Source organism: Delftia sp. RIT313 (assembly GCF_000632165.1).
Classification (GTDB): Bacteria; Pseudomonadota; Gammaproteobacteria; order Burkholderiales; family Burkholderiaceae_C; genus Comamonas; species Comamonas acidovorans.
In genome coordinates this window covers 30,650-50,051 of the sequence record NZ_JFYT01000057.1, presented here as the reverse complement: position 1 = coordinate 50,051, position 19,402 = coordinate 30,650, and the positions used below count along the sequence as shown (strand labels likewise).

At 67.8% G+C, this 19,402-nt stretch carries 20 protein-coding genes; 11 read left to right on the top strand and 9 right to left on the bottom strand.

Going from position 1 to position 19,402, the window contains the following annotated elements; all coding sequences use genetic code 11:
* Positions 1-26: 26 nt before the first annotated feature.
* The 3 genes from kdgD to BW39_RS16950 form a co-directional block, all read right to left on the bottom strand.
* Complete coding sequence (gene kdgD / locus BW39_RS16960) at positions 27-938, bottom strand: 5-dehydro-4-deoxyglucarate dehydratase (protein ID WP_012202190.1); 912 nt, start codon at positions 936-938, stop codon at positions 27-29.
* Between the two features lie 47 nt (positions 939-985).
* Positions 986-1,963, bottom strand: coding sequence for a Bug family tripartite tricarboxylate transporter substrate binding protein (locus tag BW39_RS16955; RefSeq protein WP_013800130.1), 978 nt, complete (start codon positions 1,961-1,963; stop codon positions 986-988).
* Positions 1,964-2,111: 148 nt separating this feature from the next.
* Positions 2,112-2,900 (bottom strand): FadR/GntR family transcriptional regulator, encoded by a 789-nt coding sequence (locus BW39_RS16950; RefSeq protein ID WP_012202192.1) that lies wholly within the window; start codon positions 2,898-2,900, stop codon positions 2,112-2,114.
* A gap of 82 nt (positions 2,901-2,982) precedes the next feature.
* Between BW39_RS16950 and BW39_RS16945 the strand changes: the two genes are divergently transcribed.
* The 10 genes from BW39_RS16945 to BW39_RS16900 all read left to right on the top strand — a co-directional run bounded on the left by BW39_RS16945 (position 2,983) and on the right by BW39_RS16900 (position 13,982).
* Positions 2,983-4,299: a glucarate dehydratase family protein gene (locus tag BW39_RS16945; protein WP_043823216.1), complete on the top strand. Its 1,317-nt coding sequence runs from the start codon at positions 2,983-2,985 to the stop codon at positions 4,297-4,299.
* 50 nt (positions 4,300-4,349) lie between these two features.
* Positions 4,350-5,348 (top strand): Bug family tripartite tricarboxylate transporter substrate binding protein, encoded by a 999-nt coding sequence (locus BW39_RS16940; RefSeq protein WP_013800132.1) that lies wholly within the window; start codon positions 4,350-4,352, stop codon positions 5,346-5,348.
* A 197-nt stretch (positions 5,349-5,545) separates the two neighbouring features.
* Positions 5,546-7,111, top strand: coding sequence for a galactarate dehydratase (gene garD, locus BW39_RS16935; RefSeq protein WP_043823213.1), 1,566 nt, complete (start codon positions 5,546-5,548; stop codon positions 7,109-7,111).
* 70 nt (positions 7,112-7,181) lie between these two features.
* On the top strand, positions 7,182-8,168 hold the full coding sequence (locus tag BW39_RS16930; RefSeq protein WP_043823211.1) for a YihY/virulence factor BrkB family protein: 987 nt from the start codon (positions 7,182-7,184) through the stop codon (positions 8,166-8,168).
* 124 nt (positions 8,169-8,292) lie between these two features.
* Positions 8,293-9,231, top strand: a complete 939-nt coding sequence (locus tag BW39_RS16925; RefSeq protein WP_043780296.1) for a LysR family transcriptional regulator — start codon at positions 8,293-8,295, stop codon at positions 9,229-9,231.
* Positions 9,232-9,467: 236 nt separating this feature from the next.
* Positions 9,468-10,331: a branched-chain amino acid ABC transporter permease gene (locus BW39_RS16920; protein ID WP_043823209.1), complete on the top strand. Its 864-nt coding sequence runs from the start codon at positions 9,468-9,470 to the stop codon at positions 10,329-10,331.
* On the top strand, positions 10,332-11,306 hold the full coding sequence (locus BW39_RS16915; RefSeq protein ID WP_012202200.1) for a branched-chain amino acid ABC transporter permease: 975 nt from the start codon (positions 10,332-10,334) through the stop codon (positions 11,304-11,306).
* Positions 11,293-12,057, top strand: a complete 765-nt coding sequence (locus BW39_RS16910; RefSeq protein WP_012202201.1) for an ABC transporter ATP-binding protein — start codon at positions 11,293-11,295, stop codon at positions 12,055-12,057. The genes BW39_RS16915 and BW39_RS16910 overlap by 14 nt, the downstream gene beginning before the upstream one ends.
* Entirely contained in the window at positions 12,044-12,751 is a 708-nt protein-coding gene (locus BW39_RS16905; RefSeq protein ID WP_043823207.1) for an ABC transporter ATP-binding protein, read from the top strand. The genes BW39_RS16910 and BW39_RS16905 overlap by 14 nt, the downstream gene beginning before the upstream one ends.
* A 55-nt stretch (positions 12,752-12,806) precedes the next feature.
* The gene (locus tag BW39_RS16900; protein WP_012202203.1) at positions 12,807-13,982 is read left to right on the top strand and encodes an ABC transporter substrate-binding protein; all 1,176 of its coding nucleotides are present in this window, start codon (positions 12,807-12,809) and stop codon (positions 13,980-13,982) included.
* A 40-nt stretch (positions 13,983-14,022) separates the two neighbouring features.
* Here the strand turns inward: BW39_RS16900 and BW39_RS16895 are convergent, their stop codons facing one another.
* The 6 genes from BW39_RS16895 to BW39_RS16870 form a co-directional block, all read right to left on the bottom strand.
* Entirely contained in the window at positions 14,023-14,361 is a 339-nt protein-coding gene (locus BW39_RS16895; protein ID WP_052155364.1) for a BrnA antitoxin family protein, read from the bottom strand.
* A 2-nt stretch (positions 14,362-14,363) separates the two neighbouring features.
* Positions 14,364-14,657: a hypothetical protein gene (locus BW39_RS16890; protein WP_043823439.1), complete on the bottom strand. Its 294-nt coding sequence runs from the start codon at positions 14,655-14,657 to the stop codon at positions 14,364-14,366.
* Positions 14,658-14,752: 95 nt separating this feature from the next.
* On the bottom strand, positions 14,753-15,526 hold the full coding sequence (locus tag BW39_RS16885; protein WP_012202205.1) for an SDR family oxidoreductase: 774 nt from the start codon (positions 15,524-15,526) through the stop codon (positions 14,753-14,755).
* Positions 15,527-15,681: 155 nt separating this feature from the next.
* Positions 15,682-16,488 carry an IclR family transcriptional regulator gene (locus BW39_RS16880; RefSeq protein ID WP_012202206.1) on the bottom strand — a complete coding sequence of 269 codons (807 nt, stop codon included), beginning with the start codon at positions 16,486-16,488 and terminating at the stop codon, positions 15,682-15,684.
* Positions 16,489-16,532: 44 nt separating this feature from the next.
* Positions 16,533-17,306: a ferredoxin--NADP reductase gene (locus BW39_RS16875; protein WP_012202207.1), complete on the bottom strand. Its 774-nt coding sequence runs from the start codon at positions 17,304-17,306 to the stop codon at positions 16,533-16,535.
* 260 nt (positions 17,307-17,566) lie between these two features.
* A complete protein-coding gene (locus BW39_RS16870; protein ID WP_043823206.1) occupies positions 17,567-18,502 on the bottom strand; it encodes a LysR family transcriptional regulator in 936 nt (311 codons plus the stop codon).
* Between the two features lie 93 nt (positions 18,503-18,595).
* Between BW39_RS16870 and BW39_RS16865 the strand changes: the two genes are divergently transcribed.
* Positions 18,596-19,387, top strand: a complete 792-nt coding sequence (locus BW39_RS16865; RefSeq protein WP_043823203.1) for an SDR family NAD(P)-dependent oxidoreductase — start codon at positions 18,596-18,598, stop codon at positions 19,385-19,387.
* Positions 19,388-19,402 lie beyond the last annotated feature (15 nt).

Genomic DNA, 19,402 nt, shown 5'->3' with positions numbered 1-19,402 from the left:
CTGGCCCCTGCGTCCGGTCTTGTGGCTTATTGCGGGCCGAGCTTGTCGATCAGGGCCTTGAGCTCTTCCAGCTCGGAGGGCTTTAGGTCCGTCAGCGGGGCGCGCACGGGGCCTGCGTCGTGGCCGACCAGCTTGGCGCCGGCCTTGATGATGCTCACGCCGTAGCCTTCGACGCGGTTGCGGATCTTCAGGTAGGGCATGAAGAATTCCTTGAGCAGCTTGTGCTGCGTGGCCATGTCGTCGGTGCGCACGGCTTCGTAGAACGCCATCGCCGTCTTGGGGATGAAGTTGAAGACGGCCGAGGAGTACACCGGCGTGCCCAGGGCCTTGTAGGCGGCCGCATAGACCTCGGCCGTGGGCAGGCCGCCCAGGTAGGCGAAGCGGTCGCCCATCTTCATGAAGATGGCGGACATGGTCTCGATGTTGCCCATGCCGTCCTTGAAGCCCACCAGGTTGGGGCAGCGCTCGGCCAGGATGGCCAGCGATTCGGGCGTGAAGCGGGTGCGGTCGCGGTTGTAGACGATGACGCCGAATTTCACGCTCTTGCAGACCTGCTCCACATGGGCGATCAGGCCTTCCTGGCCGGCTTCGGTCAGGTAGTGGGGCAGCAGCAGGACGCCGTGGGCGCCCAGGCGCTCCGCTTCCTGGGCGTGGGCGATCGCGGTGCGCGTGGGACCACCGGCGCCCGCGATGATGGGCACCTTGCCGCGGCAGGTGTCCACGGCGGTCTTGATGATCTGGCCGTATTCCTCGCCGTACAGCGAGAAGTACTCGCCCGTGCCGCCTGCCGCGAACAGTGCGCTGGCGCCGTAGGGAGCCAGCCATTCGAGGCGGGCCGCATAGCCCTTGGCATTGAAGTTGCCGTTGCTGTCGAAGTCCGTCACGGGGAAGGACAGCAGGCCGGAACTCATCACGTCTTTGAGGTCTTGGGGGGTCATGGTGCTCTCGGGAATAAGGGTGGGGAAGAAAGAAAAAAAGGGTGGAATCAGTCGAGCTTCAAACCGGCTGTCTGAACCACTTTTTGCCAGCGCTGGCGCTCGGTGGTCAGGAAGCGCGCGGTCTCGGCGGGGTTCATGGTCACGACCTCGGCGCCCTGGCCCGTGAGGCGGGCGCGCACCTCGGGCGAGCGGATGGCGGTGATCAGGGCCTCATGCAGGCGCTGGACCACGGCCTCGGGCGTCTTGGCCGGAACGACCACGCCTTGCCAGGTGCCGGTCTCGAAGCCGGGCACGCCCTGCTCGGCGATGGTGGGCACGTTGGCGGCCAGCGGCATGCGCGTGCCCTTGGACAGGCCCAGCAGCTTGAGCTTGCCGCTTTGCACATGGGGGTAGGTGGCCAGCATGCCGTTCATCAGCACCTGGGTCTGGCCTGCCACCGTGTCCTGGATGGACTGCACGCCGCCCTTGTAGGGCACGTATTCCCAGCGGGCGCCCGTGGCGCGCGCCAGTTCCACGCCGGCCAGGTGCGGGGCGCTGCCCGTGGCGGTGACGGCGAAGCTCAGGTCTTCCTTCTTGGACAGGGCCACCAGCTCCTGCAGGTTGTTGGCCGGCACCGAGGGATGGACCACCAGCAGGTGGGGCGAGTAGGCCAGCATGGCCGTGCCGCGCAGGTCCCGGGACAGGTCGAAGGACAGCTTGGTGTAGAGCGAGGGCGAGATGGCCAGCGCACCCAGGTCGCACAGCATCAGCGTGTGGCCGTCGGGCTGGGCCTTGGCCACCATGTCGGCACCCAGGTTGCCGTTGGCGCCGGGCTTGTTCTCGATGACCACGGGCTGCTTGAGTTCTGCCGACAGCAGCGGGCCGATGGCGCGCGCAATGATGTCCGAGCTGCCGCCCGGCGGGTAGGGCACCACCAGGCGCAGCGGCCGCGTGGGCCAGTTGCTCTGGGCCAGCGCACCGGCGCCGGTAGCTACGAGGGCGGTGGCGCCAGCGGCGCGCAGGAACTGCTTTCGGCTCAGGGTCATGCTCTTGTCTCCGGGTTTTATGTTGTCAGTTGTCGTACAACTGATGCCGATTTTTAACCGAGATCCGCAAGCAGTGATAAAGGGTTTTCCCTTGGTTGTCTGAATTCCCGTGGCAAAGCCATTGGCCCCGAAAGGCCCATGGGGGCACTCAGGCGGCGCTGGTCTTTTGCGCCAGGCGCAGGCGTTCGCGGCTGTTGGTCAGGTGGATGCGCATGGCCGCGCGGGCCGAGTCGGCGTCCTGGCGCTCGATGGCGGCGAGGATTTCCTCATGCTCGCGGTTGACGCGGCGCAGGTAATCGGGGTCGCGCTGGGGCTGGTGGATGGAGGCGATGCGCGTGCGCGGAATCAGCTGGGCGCCGAAGTGCCGCAGGATGTCGCCGAAGTAGCGGTTGCCCGTGGCCTCGGCGATCTGGGTGTGGAAGGCCAGGTCATGGGCCACCGTGTCCTCGCCGCGCGCAAAGGCGATCTCGAAGGCCTGCAGCGCCATGCGTATGCCCTGCAGCTGCTCGGGGCTGCGGCGCAGCGCGGCCAGGCCGGCGCTTTCGGTCTCCAGGCTGATGCGCAGCTCCAGCACGGCCATCACGTCCACGGCGGCCGTCAGCTCGTCGGCATTGAGCATCAGCGTGGATGCGGGCTGGGCGGCGCGCACGAAGGTGCCTATGCCGTGGCGCGTCTCCACCAGGCCCGAGGCCTGCAGGCGCGACAGCGCCTCGCGCACCACGGTGCGGCTGACTTCGTAGGTCTGCACCAGCGACGACTCCGTGGGCAGCTTCTCGCCTTCGGCCAGCAGGCCGTTGCGGATCTTGCTCGCGAACTCGTCGAACAGCAGGGCGGCCAGATTGCGGCCGCTGCGACCGGACTTTCCTCGCAGGGGAAGCTCGATCGTTGGGGGTGATGCGGGAAATCCCTTTGCCGAACTTTCCATGGTGCTGATCATAATCGCTCCAAGTTGTACGACAACGTATCACAAGACGTCCGCGCCATCGAGTTTTTTTGATCCTCCTGAACCCGCATTCCAGATGAGCACCACCCACGCGATCCACGCGATCCGCCACATACGCATCACGCCCATTGCCTTCCGCGATCCGCCGCTGCTCAATGCGGCCGGCATCCACGAGCCCTGGGCGCTGCGCTCCATCATCGAGATCGAGACGGCCTCGGGCCTGGTCGGCATCAACGAAAGCTACGGGGACCAGCCCATGCTCGATGCGCTGGCCAAGGCCGCGCCCGCGCTGGTGGGGCTGTCGCCCTGGGCGCTCAACGAGATGGAGGTCCGCGTCGCGGCCCTGGTGGCGCCGCCAGCGCTGACGGCTTCCGAATTCCTGGGCCAGCAGGTGTCGCTGGCGCCGGGCACGCATGTGTCCAAGACGGTGGCCAAGGTGGTCAGCGCCTTCGAGGTCGCCATGCTGGACCTGCAGGGCCAGATGGCGGGCGCCCCCATCGTGGACCTGCTGGGCGGCGCCGCGCGCGACAGCGTGCCGTTCTCGGCCTACCTGTTCTACAAGTACGCCGAGCACATCGACAGGCCCTATGGACCAGATTCTTCGCCCGACGCCTGGGGCGAGGCCCTGGCGCCGCAGCAGCTGGTGGAGCAGGCGCGGCGCATGATTGCGCAGTACGGTTTCCAGAGCATCAAGCTCAAGGCCGGCGCGCTGCCGCCCGAGCAGGAGGCGGCCGGCATCCTGGCGCTGGCCGAGGCCTTTCCAGGCACGCCGCTGCGCATCGATCCCAATGGCAACTGGACGGTGGAGACCAGCCTGAAGATCGTGCAGCAGCTGCAGGGCGTGCTCGAGTACTACGAGGACCCGGCGCCCGGCCTGGACGGCATGGCCGCCGTGGCACGCGAGTGCGATGTGCCGCTGGCCACCAACATGGTGGTGACGGACTTTGCCGAGTTCCGCCGCAATGCCGAGATGGGCTGCCCCGTGAAGATCGTGCTCAGCGACCACCATTACTGGGGCGGGCTGCGCGCCACGCAGCGCCTGTCCACGCTGTGCCGCACCTTCGACCTGGGCCTGTCCATGCACAGCAACTCGCACCTGGGCGTGAGCCTTGTGGCCATGACGCACCTGTGCGCCAGCGTGCCCCTGCTGACCTATGCCTGCGACACGCACTACCCCTGGCAGGACGAGGAAGTCGTCGAGGGCGGCCGGCTGCAGTTCGAGCAGGGCAGCCTGCGCGTGCCCACGGCGCCCGGCCTGGGTGTGCGGCTGGACCGCGAGGCCCTGGCCCGCCTGCACGACAACTACCTGCACTGCGGCATCCGCAACCGCGACGACCTGGGGCAGATGCGCAAGTACGACCCCGCGTTCACCGGCCACCAGCCGCGCTTCTGAACCCGCTTTCACACCATTCCAACGACAAGCCCTTCCCGGAGACAAGCACCATGCAACGCCGCACACTCATCCAACATTCCCTCGCCAGCGCCCTGCTGCTGGGCACGGCCCTGGCCGCCATGCCCGCCGCCGCGCAGGGCAACTGGCCCACGGGCAAGCCCATCACCTACCTGGTGCCGTTCCCGCCTGGCGGCAATACCGATACGCTGGCGCGCGTGATCGCCCAGCCGCTGAGCAAGGCCCTGGGCACGCCCGTGGTGATCGAGAACAAGGGCGGCGCGGGCGGCAGCGTGGGCTCGGCCATTGCGGCGCGCGCACCGGCCGATGGCTACACCATCCTGGGCGGCACCATCAGCTCGCACGCCATCAATGTGAGCCTGTACGCCAAGCTGGACTACGACCCGGTCAAGTCCTTCACGCCGGTGGCCATGCTGGGCTCGGGCCCGCTGGTGCTGGTGGTGCCGGCCTCCAGTCCCTACAAGACGCTGGCCGACGTGCTGGCCGCCAGCAAGGCCAAGGCGGCGGCGGGCGGACTGACCTCGGCCTCGCCGGGCAGCGGCACCTCCAACCACATGGCGCTGGAGCTGCTGGGCTACCAGACGGGCGTGAAGTTCACCCACGTGCCCTACAAGGGCAGCGGCCCGGCCGTGCAGGACGTGATCGGCGGCCAGGTGGACATGATGTTCGACACCGCCCTGGTCGTCGGCCCCCATGTGCAGGCCGGCAAGCTGCGCCCCATTGCCGTGACCAGCTCGCGGCGCCTGGAGTCCCTGCCCGATGTGCCCACCATCGCCGAGGCCGGAGAGAAGGGCTTCGACATGGGATCGTGGCAGGCCGTGTTCGCGCCCGCTGGCACGCCCAAGCCCATCGTGGACCGGCTGCATGCGGAGATCATGAAGATCGTCGCCACGCCCGAGGTGCAGGCGCGCCTGAAGAACTTCGGCATGCTGCCCTCGCAGATGTCGCCGGCCGAGCTGGGCGAGTACCAGAAGGCCGAGGTGGTCAAGTGGGGGAAGGTGATCAAGGCTGCTGGAATAAAGGCAGAGTAAATAAAGCACCCCCTGAGCGGCTTGCGCCGCTTCCCCCTCTCTACTTGCTTCGCAAGGGAGGGGGACGACACCCTCGCTGCGGGGCGGCCCTTGCTTGGTGTCCCTCGCTTTGGGCCGCGCCGGTTGCGTGGGCTGTGCCGCTTGCTTGGGCGGGCTGTGCCCAGCGGACAGCGACAAGAAACTGAAAAGACATTGCCATGAGTACCCCACTTCCTCTTTCCATCAGCATGCATCCGGCCGACAACGTGGCCATCGTGGCCAATGACGGGGGGTTGCCTGCGGGCACGGTGATGCCCGGGGGGCTGGTGCTGGTCGACAAGGTGCCGCAGGCGCACAAGGTGGCGCTGGTGGACATTGCCGAGGGCGGCGAGGTGCGCCGCTACAACGTGGTGATCGGCTATGCGCTGCAGGCCATTGCCGCGGGCAGCTGGGTGCATGAGCGGCTGCTGCGCATGCCGGGGGCGCTGTCTCTTGAGGGGTTGCCGATCGCCACGGTGCAGCCGCCCGAGCTGCCGCCGCTGACGGGCTACACCTTCGAGGGCTACCGCAATGCTGATGGCACGGTGGGCACGCGCAATATCCTGGCCATCACCACCACGGTGCAGTGCGTGGCCGGGGTGCTGGATTTCGCGGTGGGCCGTATCAAGGCCGAGCTGCTGCCGCGCTATCCGAATGTGGACGATGTGGTGGGCCTGGAGCACAGCTATGGCTGCGGCGTGGCCATCGATGCCGTGGGCGCCGAGATTCCGCAGCGCACGCTGCGCAACATCAGCCACAACCCGAATTTCGGCGGCGAGGTGATGGTGGTGAGCCTGGGCTGCGAGAAGCTGCAGCCCGAGCGGCTGCTGCCGCCGGGGTCCTTCCCCATCGTCGATGAGCGCGAGCCCGCGCTGGACGTGGTCTGCCTGCAGGACGAGGCGCATGTGGGCTTCATGTCCATGGTGGACTCCATCATGGGCAGCGCCAGGGTGCATCTGGAGCGGCTGAACGCGCGCCGGCGCGAGACCGTGCCGGCCAGCGCCCTGGTGGTGGGCGTGCAGTGCGGCGGCAGCGATGCGTTCAGCGGCGTCACGGCCAATCCGGCCGTGGGCTTTTGCACCGATTTGCTGGTGCGCGCAGGCGCCACCGTGATGTTCAGCGAGGTGACCGAGGTGCGCGACGGCATCGACCAGCTGACCTCGCGCGCCTCCAGCCCCGAGGTGGCCGAAGCCATGATCGAGGAGATGGCCTGGTACGACGCCTACCTGGACAAGGGCCGCGTGGACCGCAGCGCCAACACCACGCCGGGCAACAAGAAGGGCGGCCTGTCCAACATCGTCGAGAAGGCCATGGGCTCCATCATCAAGAGCGGCACGGCGCCCATCACCGGCGTGCTGTCGCCGGGCCAGCGGCTGGCCGACCGGGGCATCCAAAGCGGTCTGGTCTATGCGGCCACGCCGGCCAGCGACTTCATCTGCGGCACGCTGCAACTGGCCGCCGGCATGAACCTGCATGTGTTCACCACGGGCCGGGGCACGCCCTACGGCCTGGCCCAGGTGCCCGTGATCAAGGTGGCCACGCGCAGCGACCTGGCGCGGCGCTGGCATGACCTGATGGACGTGAACGCGGGCCGCATCGCCGAAGGCCAGGCCAGCATCGAGGACGTGGGCTGGGAGATGTTCCGCCTGATGCTGGACGTGGCCAGCGGCCGCAGGAAGACCTGGGCGGAGCAGTGGAAGCTGCACAACGCCCTGGTGCTGTTCAATCCAGCGCCCGTGACCTGAGCCGCGCGCACAGGCCCCTGTCGGCACAGGCTGACAGGGCGCTGGTGCGCCGCTGAGCACAATGGGGGCCATGCCCTCAGATACCCCGGAAACTCCCCCCGCCTCGTCCTGGTCCGCACGCCTGCAGCGCCTGATGGAGCTGAACCCGCTGCGCGCCATGTGGAATGCCGTTCAGCTGTGGCTGGACGCCGATGGCCTGCGCATGAGCGCGGCCATGTCCTTCTACGGCATCCTGAGCCTGGCGCCGCTGCTGCTGCTGCTGGTCGGCCTGCTGGGCTGGTGGGTGGACCGCAGCTATGTGGAACACCAGTTGATCGACCAGGTGCAGGACGTGATCGGCGAGCGCGGTGCCCAGGTGGTGCGCGGCGCGCTGGAAAGCGCCCAGCGGCCCGACGAGGGGCGGCTGGCCTCGCTGTTCGGCTTCATCCTGCTGATGTCGGGCGCCACGGGTGTGTTCGTGGAGCTGCAGTCCGCGCTGGAAAAGCTCTGGACCTCGAACGGCGAGCCACCGCCGCCCAAGGCCGTGTGGTGGCGCATGGCCGCGCTGCGGCTGCGCGGCCTGACCTATGTGCTGGCGCTGGGCTTCTTGCTGCTGGTGTCCATGGCCCTGTCCACGGCCATCCAGCTGATCACCAACTGGGCCGGCACCAAGCTGCAGATGCAGCCGCTGGGGCCGCTGATCAGCCTGATCAACGAATGCGTGTCCTTCGGCATTGCCGTGCTGCTCTTCGTGGGGCTGATGCGCATCGGCAGCGGCCCCAAGCCCCGGCTGCGCTATCTCATCTTTGGCGCCATCGTCGGCGCCCTGCTGTTCACGCTGGGCAAGCAGGCCCTGGCCTGGTATCTGTCCACGGCGGCCGTGGTCTCGGCCTATGGCGCGGCGGGTTCGCTGGTGGTGCTGTTGATGTGGATCTATTTCTCGTCGGCCATCCTGCTGCTGTCGGCCGCCACGGCCAAGGCCTTCAGCGACGCCGAGGTGCGCTTCACCCACCCCATCCGCTGGGCGCCGCCCGCCGGTCCATCGCAGGCCAGGGACACTTCGGACGGCAAGGGCTGAGCGGCTGCATTTCGACGAAGATGAACGCCTGCGCCGCGGCCCGCAAAGCCGCGGCGCAGGGCGTTTGGGAGTGGAACAATGCAGCGAAAGTCCCCGGGCACCGAGGCCCGGGGCCAAGGACAACATGGACCGATTGCAGACCATGCGGGTGTTTCAGACCGTGGCCGACGAGGCCGGGTTTTCGGCGGCGGCGCGTCGCCTGGACATGTCCGTGCCCACGGTCACGCGCCTGGTGGCCGACCTGGAGCAGCACCTGGGCACGCGGCTGCTGCAGCGCACCACGCGCAGCGTGTCGCTGACCGAGGCCGGCGAGGCCTATCTGGAGCGCGTGCGCGGCATCCTGGCCGATGTGGAGGATGCCTTCAGCCTGGCGCAGGCGCACACGCTGGAGCTGTCGGGCGCCGTGCGCGTGCTCACGCCGCCCGTGTTTGCCGAGCATGTGCTGGCGCCGCTGGTGGCGGACTTTCACCGCCTGCATCCGCGCATCTGCATCGAGGTCTTCGTGGAGTCGGCCAGCGAGGCCGCCGTGGGCGAGTACGACATCACCTTCCTCAACGCCGAGGAGGGCTATGACGGCAACGTGGTGGCGCGGCCCATCGTCACCACCTGCGGCCTGGCCTGCGCCTCGCCCGAGTACCTGGATGCCCATGGCGTGCCCGCCGTGCCCGAGGATCTGGCGGGCCACCAGTGCCTGCTGCGCCGCCGCGCCCAGGGCCGCTCCGACGTGCTGCGCCTGCGCCGGCTCGATGGCAACGCGGGCGAGGCCGAAGTGGCCGTGCAGCCCGTGCTGGTGGCCAACCACACCGGCACGCTGCTGCGTGCCACGCTGGACGGCGCGGGCATCAGCACCCAGCCGCTGGACCTGATTGCGCGCCACCTGCGTTCGGGCCGCCTGCGTCATGTGCTGCCCGAATGGACCACGGGCCATTTCACCCTCTACGCCACCTTGCCCACGCGCAAGTTCATGCCGGCGCGCGTGCGCAGCTTCCTGGACTTCGTGGCCGAGCACACGCAGCGCTCCATGCAGGGCCTGCCCGCCAACTTGCCGGCCCTGTCCATCTGAGCGCGGCTGTCATCTAGGTTACTGGCGGGGCCCTGAGGGTCTCGGGGTTTCCCAGGTGAATTCCGCTGTGCGGAATCTTCGGGTTGATCGTGGCGCCGCCCCCCTCCTAAGCTGGCCTTGCCTGTCTGCCGCATGCGTTGTCGCGCCGCGCCGGCCGGCCATGCAAAGGAGACAAGACAATGCAAGCACAGACCCTGGCCGGGCGCCGAGCCGCGCCTTTCCGCAGGAGGCGTTGAATGGACGTTTTTCTGCAGCAAGTGCTCAACGGCCTGACCCTGGGCGGCATCTACGGCCTGGTGGCCCTGGGCCTGACCCTGGTCTACGGCATCCTGCACGTGCCCAATTTCGCGCACGGCGGCTTCTACATGATCGGCGCCTTCGTGGCCTTCCAGGCCATGGTGGCCTGGAGCTGGGGCTACTGGGCGGCCATGCTGACCGCAGCCATCGCGGTGGCGGTGCTGGGCATCGTCAGCGAGCGGCTGATCTTCCATCCGCTGCGCAAGGCCTCGCCCCTGCATCCCAAGATCGCCTCCATCGGGCTGCTGCTGTTCCTGGAGGCGGGTGCCCAGGCGCTGTGGGGCGCGGACTTCCAGCGCATGCCCACGCCCTACACCTCCATCGTGGAGATGGGCGGCATCACGGCGCCCGCGCAGCGCCTGCTGATCATCGGCGCGGCCTTTGCGCTGATGGTGGCCCTGCACCTGTTCCTGACGCGCACCATCACGGGCGCGACCATCATCGCCATGGCGCAGAACCGCGAAGGCGCATCCATGGTGGGCATCGACGCCAACCGCGTGTCCATGCTGACCTTTGCCATCTCGGGCGTGCTCGCGGCCGTGGCGGCCACGCTGTATGCGCCCATCAACCTGGTCTATCCGGCCATGGGCCACCTGGTCATCACCAAGGCCTTCGTGATCATCATCCTGGGCGGCATGGGCAGCATCCCGGGCGCCGTGCTGGGCGGGCTGATCATCGGCTTTGCCGAGAGCTTCGGCGCCTACTACATCTCCACCGACTACAAGGACATCATCGCCTTCGTGCTGCTGGTGGTGATCCTGTCGCTGCGCCCGCAGGGCCTGTTCGCCAAGAGGAGTCATTGAATGAACGGATTCATCGACTCCCGCGTCGCCTGGGGCCTGCTGCTGGCCGCCGGCATCGCCTTTCCCTGGCTGGCGGGCAACGACTACCACCTCACGGTGATGAGCACGGCCTACATCTTCGCCATCGCCACGCTGGGCCTGAACCTGATCACGGGCTACACGGGCCAGCTCAACCTCGCGCATGCGGGCTTCATGGCCGCGGGCGCCTATACCGTGGGCATCCTCACGGTGGATCATGGCTGGCCGTTCTGGGGCGGGCTGGTGATGTCGGGCGTGGTGTGCGCGGTGCTGGGCTACCTGATCGGCATCGTCTCGCTGCGCCTGAAGGGGCACTACTTCTCGATCTTCACGCTGTGCGTGGGCTACATCATGTTCCTCGTGATCGAGAAGTGGGAGGGCCTGACCCACGGCACGGTAGGCATCATGGGCATCCCCGCGCCCGAGGCCCTGGGCGCGCTGAGCTTCGAGTCGCCGCTGGCGCTGTACTACCTGGTGCTGGCCTTCCTCGTGGCCTCGGTCTGGGTGATGCGGCGCATCGTCCGGTCGCTGCTGGGCCGCACCTTCATGGCCATCCGCAACAGCGACGAGCTGGCCGAGGCGCTGGGCATCAACCTCATGCGCAACAAGGTGCTGGCCTTCATGTTGAGCGTGGTCTACGCGGGCGTGGCGGGCGGCCTGTACGCCGGCTTCGTGCGCTTCATCGGTCCCGACATGGCCGGCGTGCACCACACCTTCGACATGATGATCTTCGCCATGGTCGGCGGCATGGGCACGGTGCTGGGGCCGCTGCTGGGCGCCATCGGCATGCCCTGGATCACGCAGTACCTGCAGTTCCTGCAGGAGTACCGCTTCATCGTCTTCGGCCCGATTCTCGTGATGCTGGTGATCTTCATGCCCTACGGCGTGGTGGGCAGCTTCACCGCATGGCGCGCGCGCCGCAATGCCAAGGAGGGCAAGCCGCATGCTCAAGATTGACCACCTGACCAAGACCTTCGGCGGGCTGGCCGCCGTGAGCGATGTCAGCACCGTGATCGAGGAAGGCCGCATCAACGCCATCATCGGCCCCAACGGCGCGGGCAAGACCACGTTCTTCAACCTGATCAGCTGCGTGCACAAGCCCACCTCGGGCACCATCACCTTCAACGGCCAGGACGTGACCTCGCTGCGCACGGACCAGGTGGCGAAACTGGGCGTGGCGCGCACCTTCCAGACCACGGCGCTGTTCGACCGCGCCACGGTGCTGGACAACCTCATCGTAGGCCACCGGCTGCGCACGCGCTCAGGCCTGTGGGACGTGCTGCGCGGCTCCAGCCGCCTGCGCGAGGAAGAGCGCGTGTGCCGAGAAAAGGCGCGCGACGCGCTGGACTTCGTGGGCCTGTCGCATGTGGCCGGCCGCATCGCGGGCGACATCACGCAGGAAGAGCGCAAGCGCGTGGCCTTCGCGCTGGCCCTGGCCACCGACCCCAAGCTGATGCTGCTCGACGAGCCTGCCGGCGGCGTCAACCCCGAGGAGACCGAGGGCCTGGCCGAGCTGATCCGCAAGCTGGTGCGCCACGGCATCACGGTGGCGCTGATCGAGCACAAGATGGGCATGATCATGAGCCTGGCCGACAAGATCCTGGTGCTCAGCTACGGCGAGAAGATCGCCGAGGGCACGCCCGAGGAAATACGCCGCAACCCCGCCGTCATCGATGCCTACCTGGGGAGCGAGCATGCTGAAGTTTGAGAACGTGTCGCTGCGCTACGGCAGCTTCCTGGCGCTGGACGGTGTCAGCCTGCATGCCGACCGGGGCGAGCTGGTGGTGCTGCTGGGCGCCAACGGCGCGGGCAAGAGTTCGCTGTTCCTCACGGCCAGCGGCATCCACAAGGCCGCTGGCGGCTCCATCGTGTGGAATGGCAAGGAGCTGGCTGGCAGCAAGCCATCGGCCATCGTGCAGTCCGGCGTGGTGCAGTGCCCCGAGGGACGCAAGCTGTTCCCCCAGATGTCGGTGCTGCGCAACCTGCAGCTGGGCGCCTACGTGCACCGCCGCGATCCCGGCCCCAGCCAGAAGACGCTGCAGGAGGTGATGGAGCTGTTTCCCATCCTGCGCGAGAAGCAGCACGACCCGGCTGGCTCGCTGTCGGGCGGCCAGCAGCAGATGGTGGCCATCGGCCGCGCCATGATGGGCCGGCCCCAGGCCCTGCTGCTGGACGAGCCCTCGCTGGGCCTGGCGCCCCTGGTCATCAAGCAGATGTTCGAGGCCATACAGCGCATCAACGCCGCTGGCACCACCGTGCTGCTGGCCGAGCAGAACGCCTATGCGGCGCTGAAGATCGCGCACCGCGCCTATGTGATGGAAAGCGGCCGCATCGTGCGCGAGGGCAAGCCGGCCGAATTGCTGGCCGACGACTCCATCCGCAAGGCGTACATCGGCGCATGACGCCGCCTCTTGCCTCTACCCAAGCCACCACCACCAACGATCCAAGGAGACAGACATGACAGCATTCGCACCATTGACCCGCCGCAGGGTGGGCACGCTGGCCCTGGCCTGCGCCGCCGTGGCCGCCGCCGGCCCTGCATTGGCGCAGGAGGTGGTCAAGATCGGCTACTCGGGCCCGCTGTCGGGCGGCGCTGCCCAGTACGGCAAGAACGTGCTCGACGGCATGCAGATGGCCGTCTCCGAGATCAATGCCGCAGCGCCCGAGATCGGTGGCAAAAAGGTCAAGATCGAGATCGTGCCGCTGGACGACAAGTACAACCCGTCCGAGACCGCGATCAACGCCCAGCGCCTGGTGCAGCAGCACAAGACGGCGGCCATCCTGGTGCCGCATTCGGGCGGCATCTTCGCGCTGCAGACCACCAACGAGCGCAGCAACTTCATCGTGCTGGCCTACAGCTCGGTGCCGCAGATCACCAACCGGGGCAACAAGCTGACCCTGCGCATCCCGCCCGAGTTCACCTCGTACATCGACCCGTTCTCCAAGTACGTGATGGGCCGCTTCGGCAAGAAGGTGGCCCTGGTGGGCGCCGACCACGACTACGCCAAGGCCTGGGTCGCCGCCTTCAAGCCCGGCTGGGAAAAGCTGGGCGGCACCGTGGTGGCCGAGAACGCCATGAGCTACAACCGCGCCACCGATTTCTACAGCGGCGTGAGCAAGGCCCTGGCCGAAAAGCCCGACGTGCTCTTCGTGGGCGGCGCCTCCGAGCCCACGGCCCTGGTCGTCAAACAGGCGCGCGAGCTGGGCTTCAAGGGCGGCTTCGTGGTCATGGACCAGGCCAAGCTCGACGAAATGGCCCGCGTGGTCGGCGGCTATGCGCCGCTGGAAGGCGCCATCGGCGTCATGCCCGTCTCCGAGGACACCAAGCCCGAGAACAAGGCCTTCGTCGAACGCTTCGGCAAGGTCTACCCGGGCCGCATCCCGGGCTCGGAGGCGCAGTGGAACTACACGGCCGTGCACGCCACCGTCAAGGCCATGCAGCTGGCCGGCTCGGCCTCGGACACCAAGGCCATCCACGCCAAGCTGGACGAGGCCTACAAATCCCTGCGCCCCGACGTGAACCCCGGCGGCGTCAAGGGCGTGGATGAGCGCGGCGGCACGTTGACCACGGAACGCGGCGCCGCTGTGCGCGACGGCAAGATTGAGGCGGTGATGACGGTGGGGAGCAGGTAAAGCTATTGAGCGCGGCCGTGCCTTCGTGTCCGGCCGCGCCTCAGAGGCTGCGCTTGAGGCGCCCGGATTCGATGTCCGCGCGCAGCAGTTCGTTGACGCGTGTTTGCCAGCCCTGGCCGGTGGCCTTGAGCGCTTGCAGTACGTCGGGGTCGAAGCGAATGTTGGTGGCGATCTTGGCATCTGCCTTGACCGAGCCTTGCGGGCGGCCCCGTTTGCGCGCGGCAATCTGCTCGGGCGTGTGCACGGCGGCAAACTGGCCTGCCTTGGCCTCTTGCAGCGCCTGACGCAGGCCGGGAACCGCCTCGCCCGCGTCGGCCTCGATGGCCTGGGCCAGCTTTTCCGTGTCCATGGCCTGCAGGGCCTTCAGGGACTTCACCATGGTCAACTCCTTCGGATGTCCTTGGGTAGGATGTTTGTTTGCTCGGCCTTGGCATACATGGTTGCCAACAGCACGATTTCTTCGGCGCTGAAGTTGAAATAAATCACTCTGACGCCTGCTCGTTTGCCCCGGCCTTTCACTGTCCAGCGGATCTTGCGGGCGCCGTCTGTGCCGGGTATCACGTCACCTGAGCCAGGGTTGGCAGAGATCCAGGAAATGAAGTCCAGGCGCTCTGTCTCCGTCCACAGGCTGGCGGCCTGCTTCTGGAATGTCGGGGTTTCGATGACGGTGAACATGAATTTATCGTATCCACAGAAAATCATCCGACAAGGGCTTTTATTGAAACAAAAAGGAGCGCCGCGGCGCTCCTCTGTGATTAGTGCGATGCGCCTTACAACAAGCTCGCTCCACCATCCAGCACCAACGCCTGCCCCGTCATGTGCCGAGACGCATCGGACGCCAGGTAGACCACGGCGCCCTTGAGGTCCTCCTCGCCGCCGATGCGGCGCAGCGGGGCGCGGGCGATGAGCTGGTCGCCGAGCTTGTCGATGAGGCCGTTGGCCAGCTTGCTGGGGAAGAAGCCCGGGCAGATGGAGTTGACGCGGATGCCGTAGTGGCCCCATTCCGAGGCCAGGGTGCGCGCCAGGTGCACGGCTGCCGCCTTGGAGGTGTTGTAGGCCACGGTGTTCATGCCGGGCGGCGTGCCCTTGAAGGCCGCGACCGAGGCGGTGATGATCACGTTGCCCTGGCCCTTGGGGATCATCACGCGCCTGGCCACTTCGCGGGTGAGGAAGAAGGGCGCCGAGACGTTGAGGTTCATGACCTTGTTCCAGGCCTCGTCCGGGTATTCCTCGGCCTTGGCGCCCCAGGTGGCGCCGGCGTTGTTGACGAGGATGTCGATGTCGCCGCAGCGCGTCAGCACGTCATCGACCAGGGCGGGGATGGTGTCGAACTTCTGCAGATCGTTGGTGAAGGTCTCGACCTGGTAGCCCAGGCCTTGCAGGTGGGCCTTGGCCTCGGCCAGTTCATCGGACTTGCGCGCCGTGATGGCGAGGCGGGCGCCCATCTCGCCCAGCGCCTCGGCCATCTGCAGGCCCAGGCCGCGCGAGCCTCCGGTGATGAGGGCGGTCTTGCCGGTGAGGTTGAACAGTGCTTTCACGCTCATGCTGGGTGTCTCCTGCCTTGGTTTCCTGATGGTTGAGCAACGCCCTCCATGCTAGGGCGCCAGGGCGGCGCGCGCTGTCGTCTTGGCTACTGTGCGGGTAATGCGCGGCTACTGTGCGGGCGCCTGCGGGACAGCCGGCCAGGCCCGGTCTGCGGTCAGGCGCGGTCTATGTCCTGCTGCAGCCGCCGCACCATGCGCTGCAGCGCAGGCACGCCGTCCTGGCGCAGCGCATCGGCCGTGACAAAGCGCGAGGGCCCGCCCAGGCTGACGGCCATCAGCGGCAGGCCACGCCCCGGCGAGAAGGCCAGGGCGATGGCGTTGACCTCGGGCTGCCAGTCGCCGAACGAGCACGACAGCCAGGGTTGCGGATGGGTGCTGGCACCGGGCCACAGCGGCAGCTGGGCCTGGGCGGCGGCCCATTGCTCGGGGGCGTGCGATTGCAGGTAGTCCAGCGCGCGCTGGCGCTCGGATGCGGGGCTGGCGGCCAGCCAGGCGCGGCCCACGGCCGTGGTGGCCAGGGGGATGCGCGAGCCCATGTCCAGGTCGCGGTGCGTGAAGCGCGCGCTGGGGCAGTGCTCGATGTAGACCATGTTGTGCCGGTCGCGTGCGGCCAGGGCCACCTCGGCATCGGTGGTGGCGGCCAGCTTTTGCATCAGCGGGCGCGCGATCTGGCGCACGTCCAGGCGCGAGAGCATGGCGCTGCCCAGGGCCAGCGTGGCTGTGCCCAGGCGGTATTTGCCCTCTTCGGGCACATGGATGAGGTAGCCCAGCGTGGTCAGCGTGTGCGTGAGGCGCGAAACCGTGGACCTGGGCAGTCCGCAGCGCCTGGCGATGTCCTGGTTGCCCAGCAGCTTTTCGCCGGAGCGAAAGCAGGACAGGACATCAAGGCCGCGCGCCAGGGCGACGATGAAGTTGCGGTCATCGTCGCCGGGCTGGGGCGGCGGGGTGCGGGAGGGCGGCATGCGCCGATTATCGGCAGCCGCCCCGCCACGGGGTGTCGTGGGCTTTACTTCTCGACGAAGGCGCGCTCGACCACGAAGTCGCCGGGCGTGGTGGTGTTGCCTTCCTTGAAGCCGCGGTGCTCCAGCAGCTCCTTGAGTTCGTTCAGCATGGCGGGGCTGCCGCACAGCATGACGCGGTCGGTCTCGGGGTTGAGCTCGGGCAGGCCGATGTTCTGCGGGAAGGTGCCTGCCGTGATCTGGTTGGAGATGCGGCCCTGGTTGCGGAAGGGCTCGCGCGTCACGGTGGGGTAGTAGACCAGCTTGTCCTTGACGATTTCGCCGAGGAATTCATGCTCGGGCAGTTCCTTCTCGAACAGCTCCTGGTAGGCCAGCTCGCTGGCGTGGCGCACGCCGTGCACGACGACGACCTTCTCGTAGCGCTCGTAGGTCTCGGGGTCGCGGGCCACGGCCAGCCAGGGGGCCAGGCCCGTGCCGGTGCCGATCAGGTACAGGTTCTTGCCGGGCAGCAGGTAGTCGATCAGCAGCGTGCCCGTGGGCTTCTTGCCGACGAGGATGGTGTCGCCGACCTGGATGTTCTGCAGGCGCGAGGTCAGCGGACCGTCGGGCACCTTGATCGACAGGAACTCGAGGTGCTCCTCGTAGTTGGGGCTGGCGATGGAGTAGGCACGCAGCAGGTTCTTGCCGTCGACCTTCAGCCCGATCATCGTGAAATGGCCGTTGGAAAAGCGCAGCGCGGTGTCACGGGTGGTGGTGAAGGAGAAAAGGCGGTCGGTCCAGTGGTGGACGGACAGCACGCGTTCTTCAAGAAAAGCACTCATGTTGGCAATACGGTGAATTCGGGGCAGGCAGTGCCCGCCGGGACGTTGCAATGAGAGGTCAGTGCCATTCAGGCACGCGGTGGCGGGAAGCACAGGGGGCAGGCGCGGTGTGCGCGTTGCCGCTGCTTCGTGGCGGCCGGTGACCGGGGCAAGGTCGCTATTGTCCGGTAAATGGCGTCACAAGGGGCAGGCGCGAACCTTTGTCTTGATACGGATTAGTGATAAGCAAAATGACGCTGGCTGAATCGCTGCAGCGCTCGCTAGGGCTTTGCGGCCGGGCCAGCGCCAAGCGTCCAGGGCAGGACCGCTTCGGCCAGCCAATCCATGAGCACGCGCACGCGGCGCGGCAATTGGCGGCGCTGGGCGTAGATCAGGTACAGCGGCATGGGCGGCGGCGGGTGGCGGGGCAGCACCTCGACCAGTTCCCCTGCGTCCAGCAGCGGCTGCACGGCCAGGCGCGGAACCTGGATCAGCCCCAGGCCGGCCTGGCAGGCCGCGAGATAGGCCTCGGCATTGTTCACGGTGAGCGCGCCCGCCATCGGCAGGTACCGGGGCTGGCCATCCTCCTCGTACTCGAAGCCCAGCGGCCGCGCGCCCAGCGTGCGCTGGTAGTGCACCAGCCGGTGACCGCCCAGATCCTGCAGCGTGGCGGGCAGCCCGTGGGCCTGGACATAGCCGGGGCTGGCGCAGGTGGCCAGCGCCACCAGGCCCAGCGGGCGTGCCACCAGGCCGGGCTCGTCCACGGGGCCCAGGCGCAGCACGCAATCAAAGCCTTCGCGCACCAGGTCCACGCGGCGCTCGGTGCAGCTCAGCTCCAGCTCCAGCGCCGGATGGCTTTGCAGCAGTTGCGGCAGCAAGGGCATGACGACGTGGCGCGCCAGGCCGGTGGTCATGTCCAGCCGGACCTTGCCCTGCAGCGGCGCGTCGCCGGCCTGCTGGAACTGGCCCTGGAACTCGTCCACGTCGGCCAGCAGGTCCTGGCAGCGCTCGTAGCAGGCCTGGCCGTCCTGGGTGAGCTGCACGCGCCGCGTGGTCCGGTGCAGCAGCCGCGTGCCCAGCCGCGCCTCCAGTTGCTGCACGGCCTGGGAGACGCTGGCCTTGGGCAAACCCATGCTGTCGGCCGCACGCGTGAAGCTGGCCATCTCGGCCACGCGGCTGAAGATCTGCATCTGCTCCAGAAGCTTGATTGTTTGCATGGGGCGAACAAATAAATCAGAAACAGCCAATTTATCCAAAAATCGACCTTCAATACAGTCGCTGTCATTGCAAACCACCTAACGAGGTCCGCCATGACAGCTTCTCCTTCGACCGCTTCTTCCCCTGCCGCCCGCCGCATCGTCCTCGTCACGGGCGGCAGCCGCGGCCTGGGCCGCAATACGGCCGAGCACCTGGCGCGCCAGGGCTTGGACGTGGTGCTGACCTACCGTGAGCGTGCCGACGAGGCCCAGGCCGCCGTGGCCGCCATCGAGGCGCTGGGCGGGCGGGCCGCCGCCCTGCAGCTGGACGTGGCGCGCAGCGCGGGCTTTGCGGACTTTGCGGCCCGCGTGCGCCAGGCGCTGGCCGATACCTGGCAGGCCGACCGCCTTGATGCGCTGGTGCACAACGCCGGCATCGGCATCAATGCACCCTTCGCGGCTACCACCGAGGCGCAGTTCGACGAGCTGGTCGCCATCCACTTGAAGGCGCCGTTCTTCCTGAGCCAGCACCTGCTGCCCCTGCTGCGCGATGGCGGCAGCATCATCCACCTGTCCAGCGGGCTCACGCGCTTCACCCAGCCGGGCTATGCGGCCTATGCATCCATGAAGGGCGGGGTGGAGGTGCTGACGCGCTACCTGGCGCGCGAGCTGGGGGCGCGCGGCATTCGCGTCAACACGGTGGCGCCGGGGGCGATTGCCACGGATTTTGGCGGTGGCCGTGTGCGCGACGATGCACAGGTCGGCGCGGCCCTGGCCAGCCAGACTGCGCTGGGCCGCGTGGGCCAGCCCGACGACATCGGCCCCGTGATGGCCGCCCTGCTGCAACCCGGCATGGGCTGGGTGCAGGGCCAGCGCATCGAGGCCTCGGGCGGCATGTTTCTCTGAAGGCGCCGGGAGGGC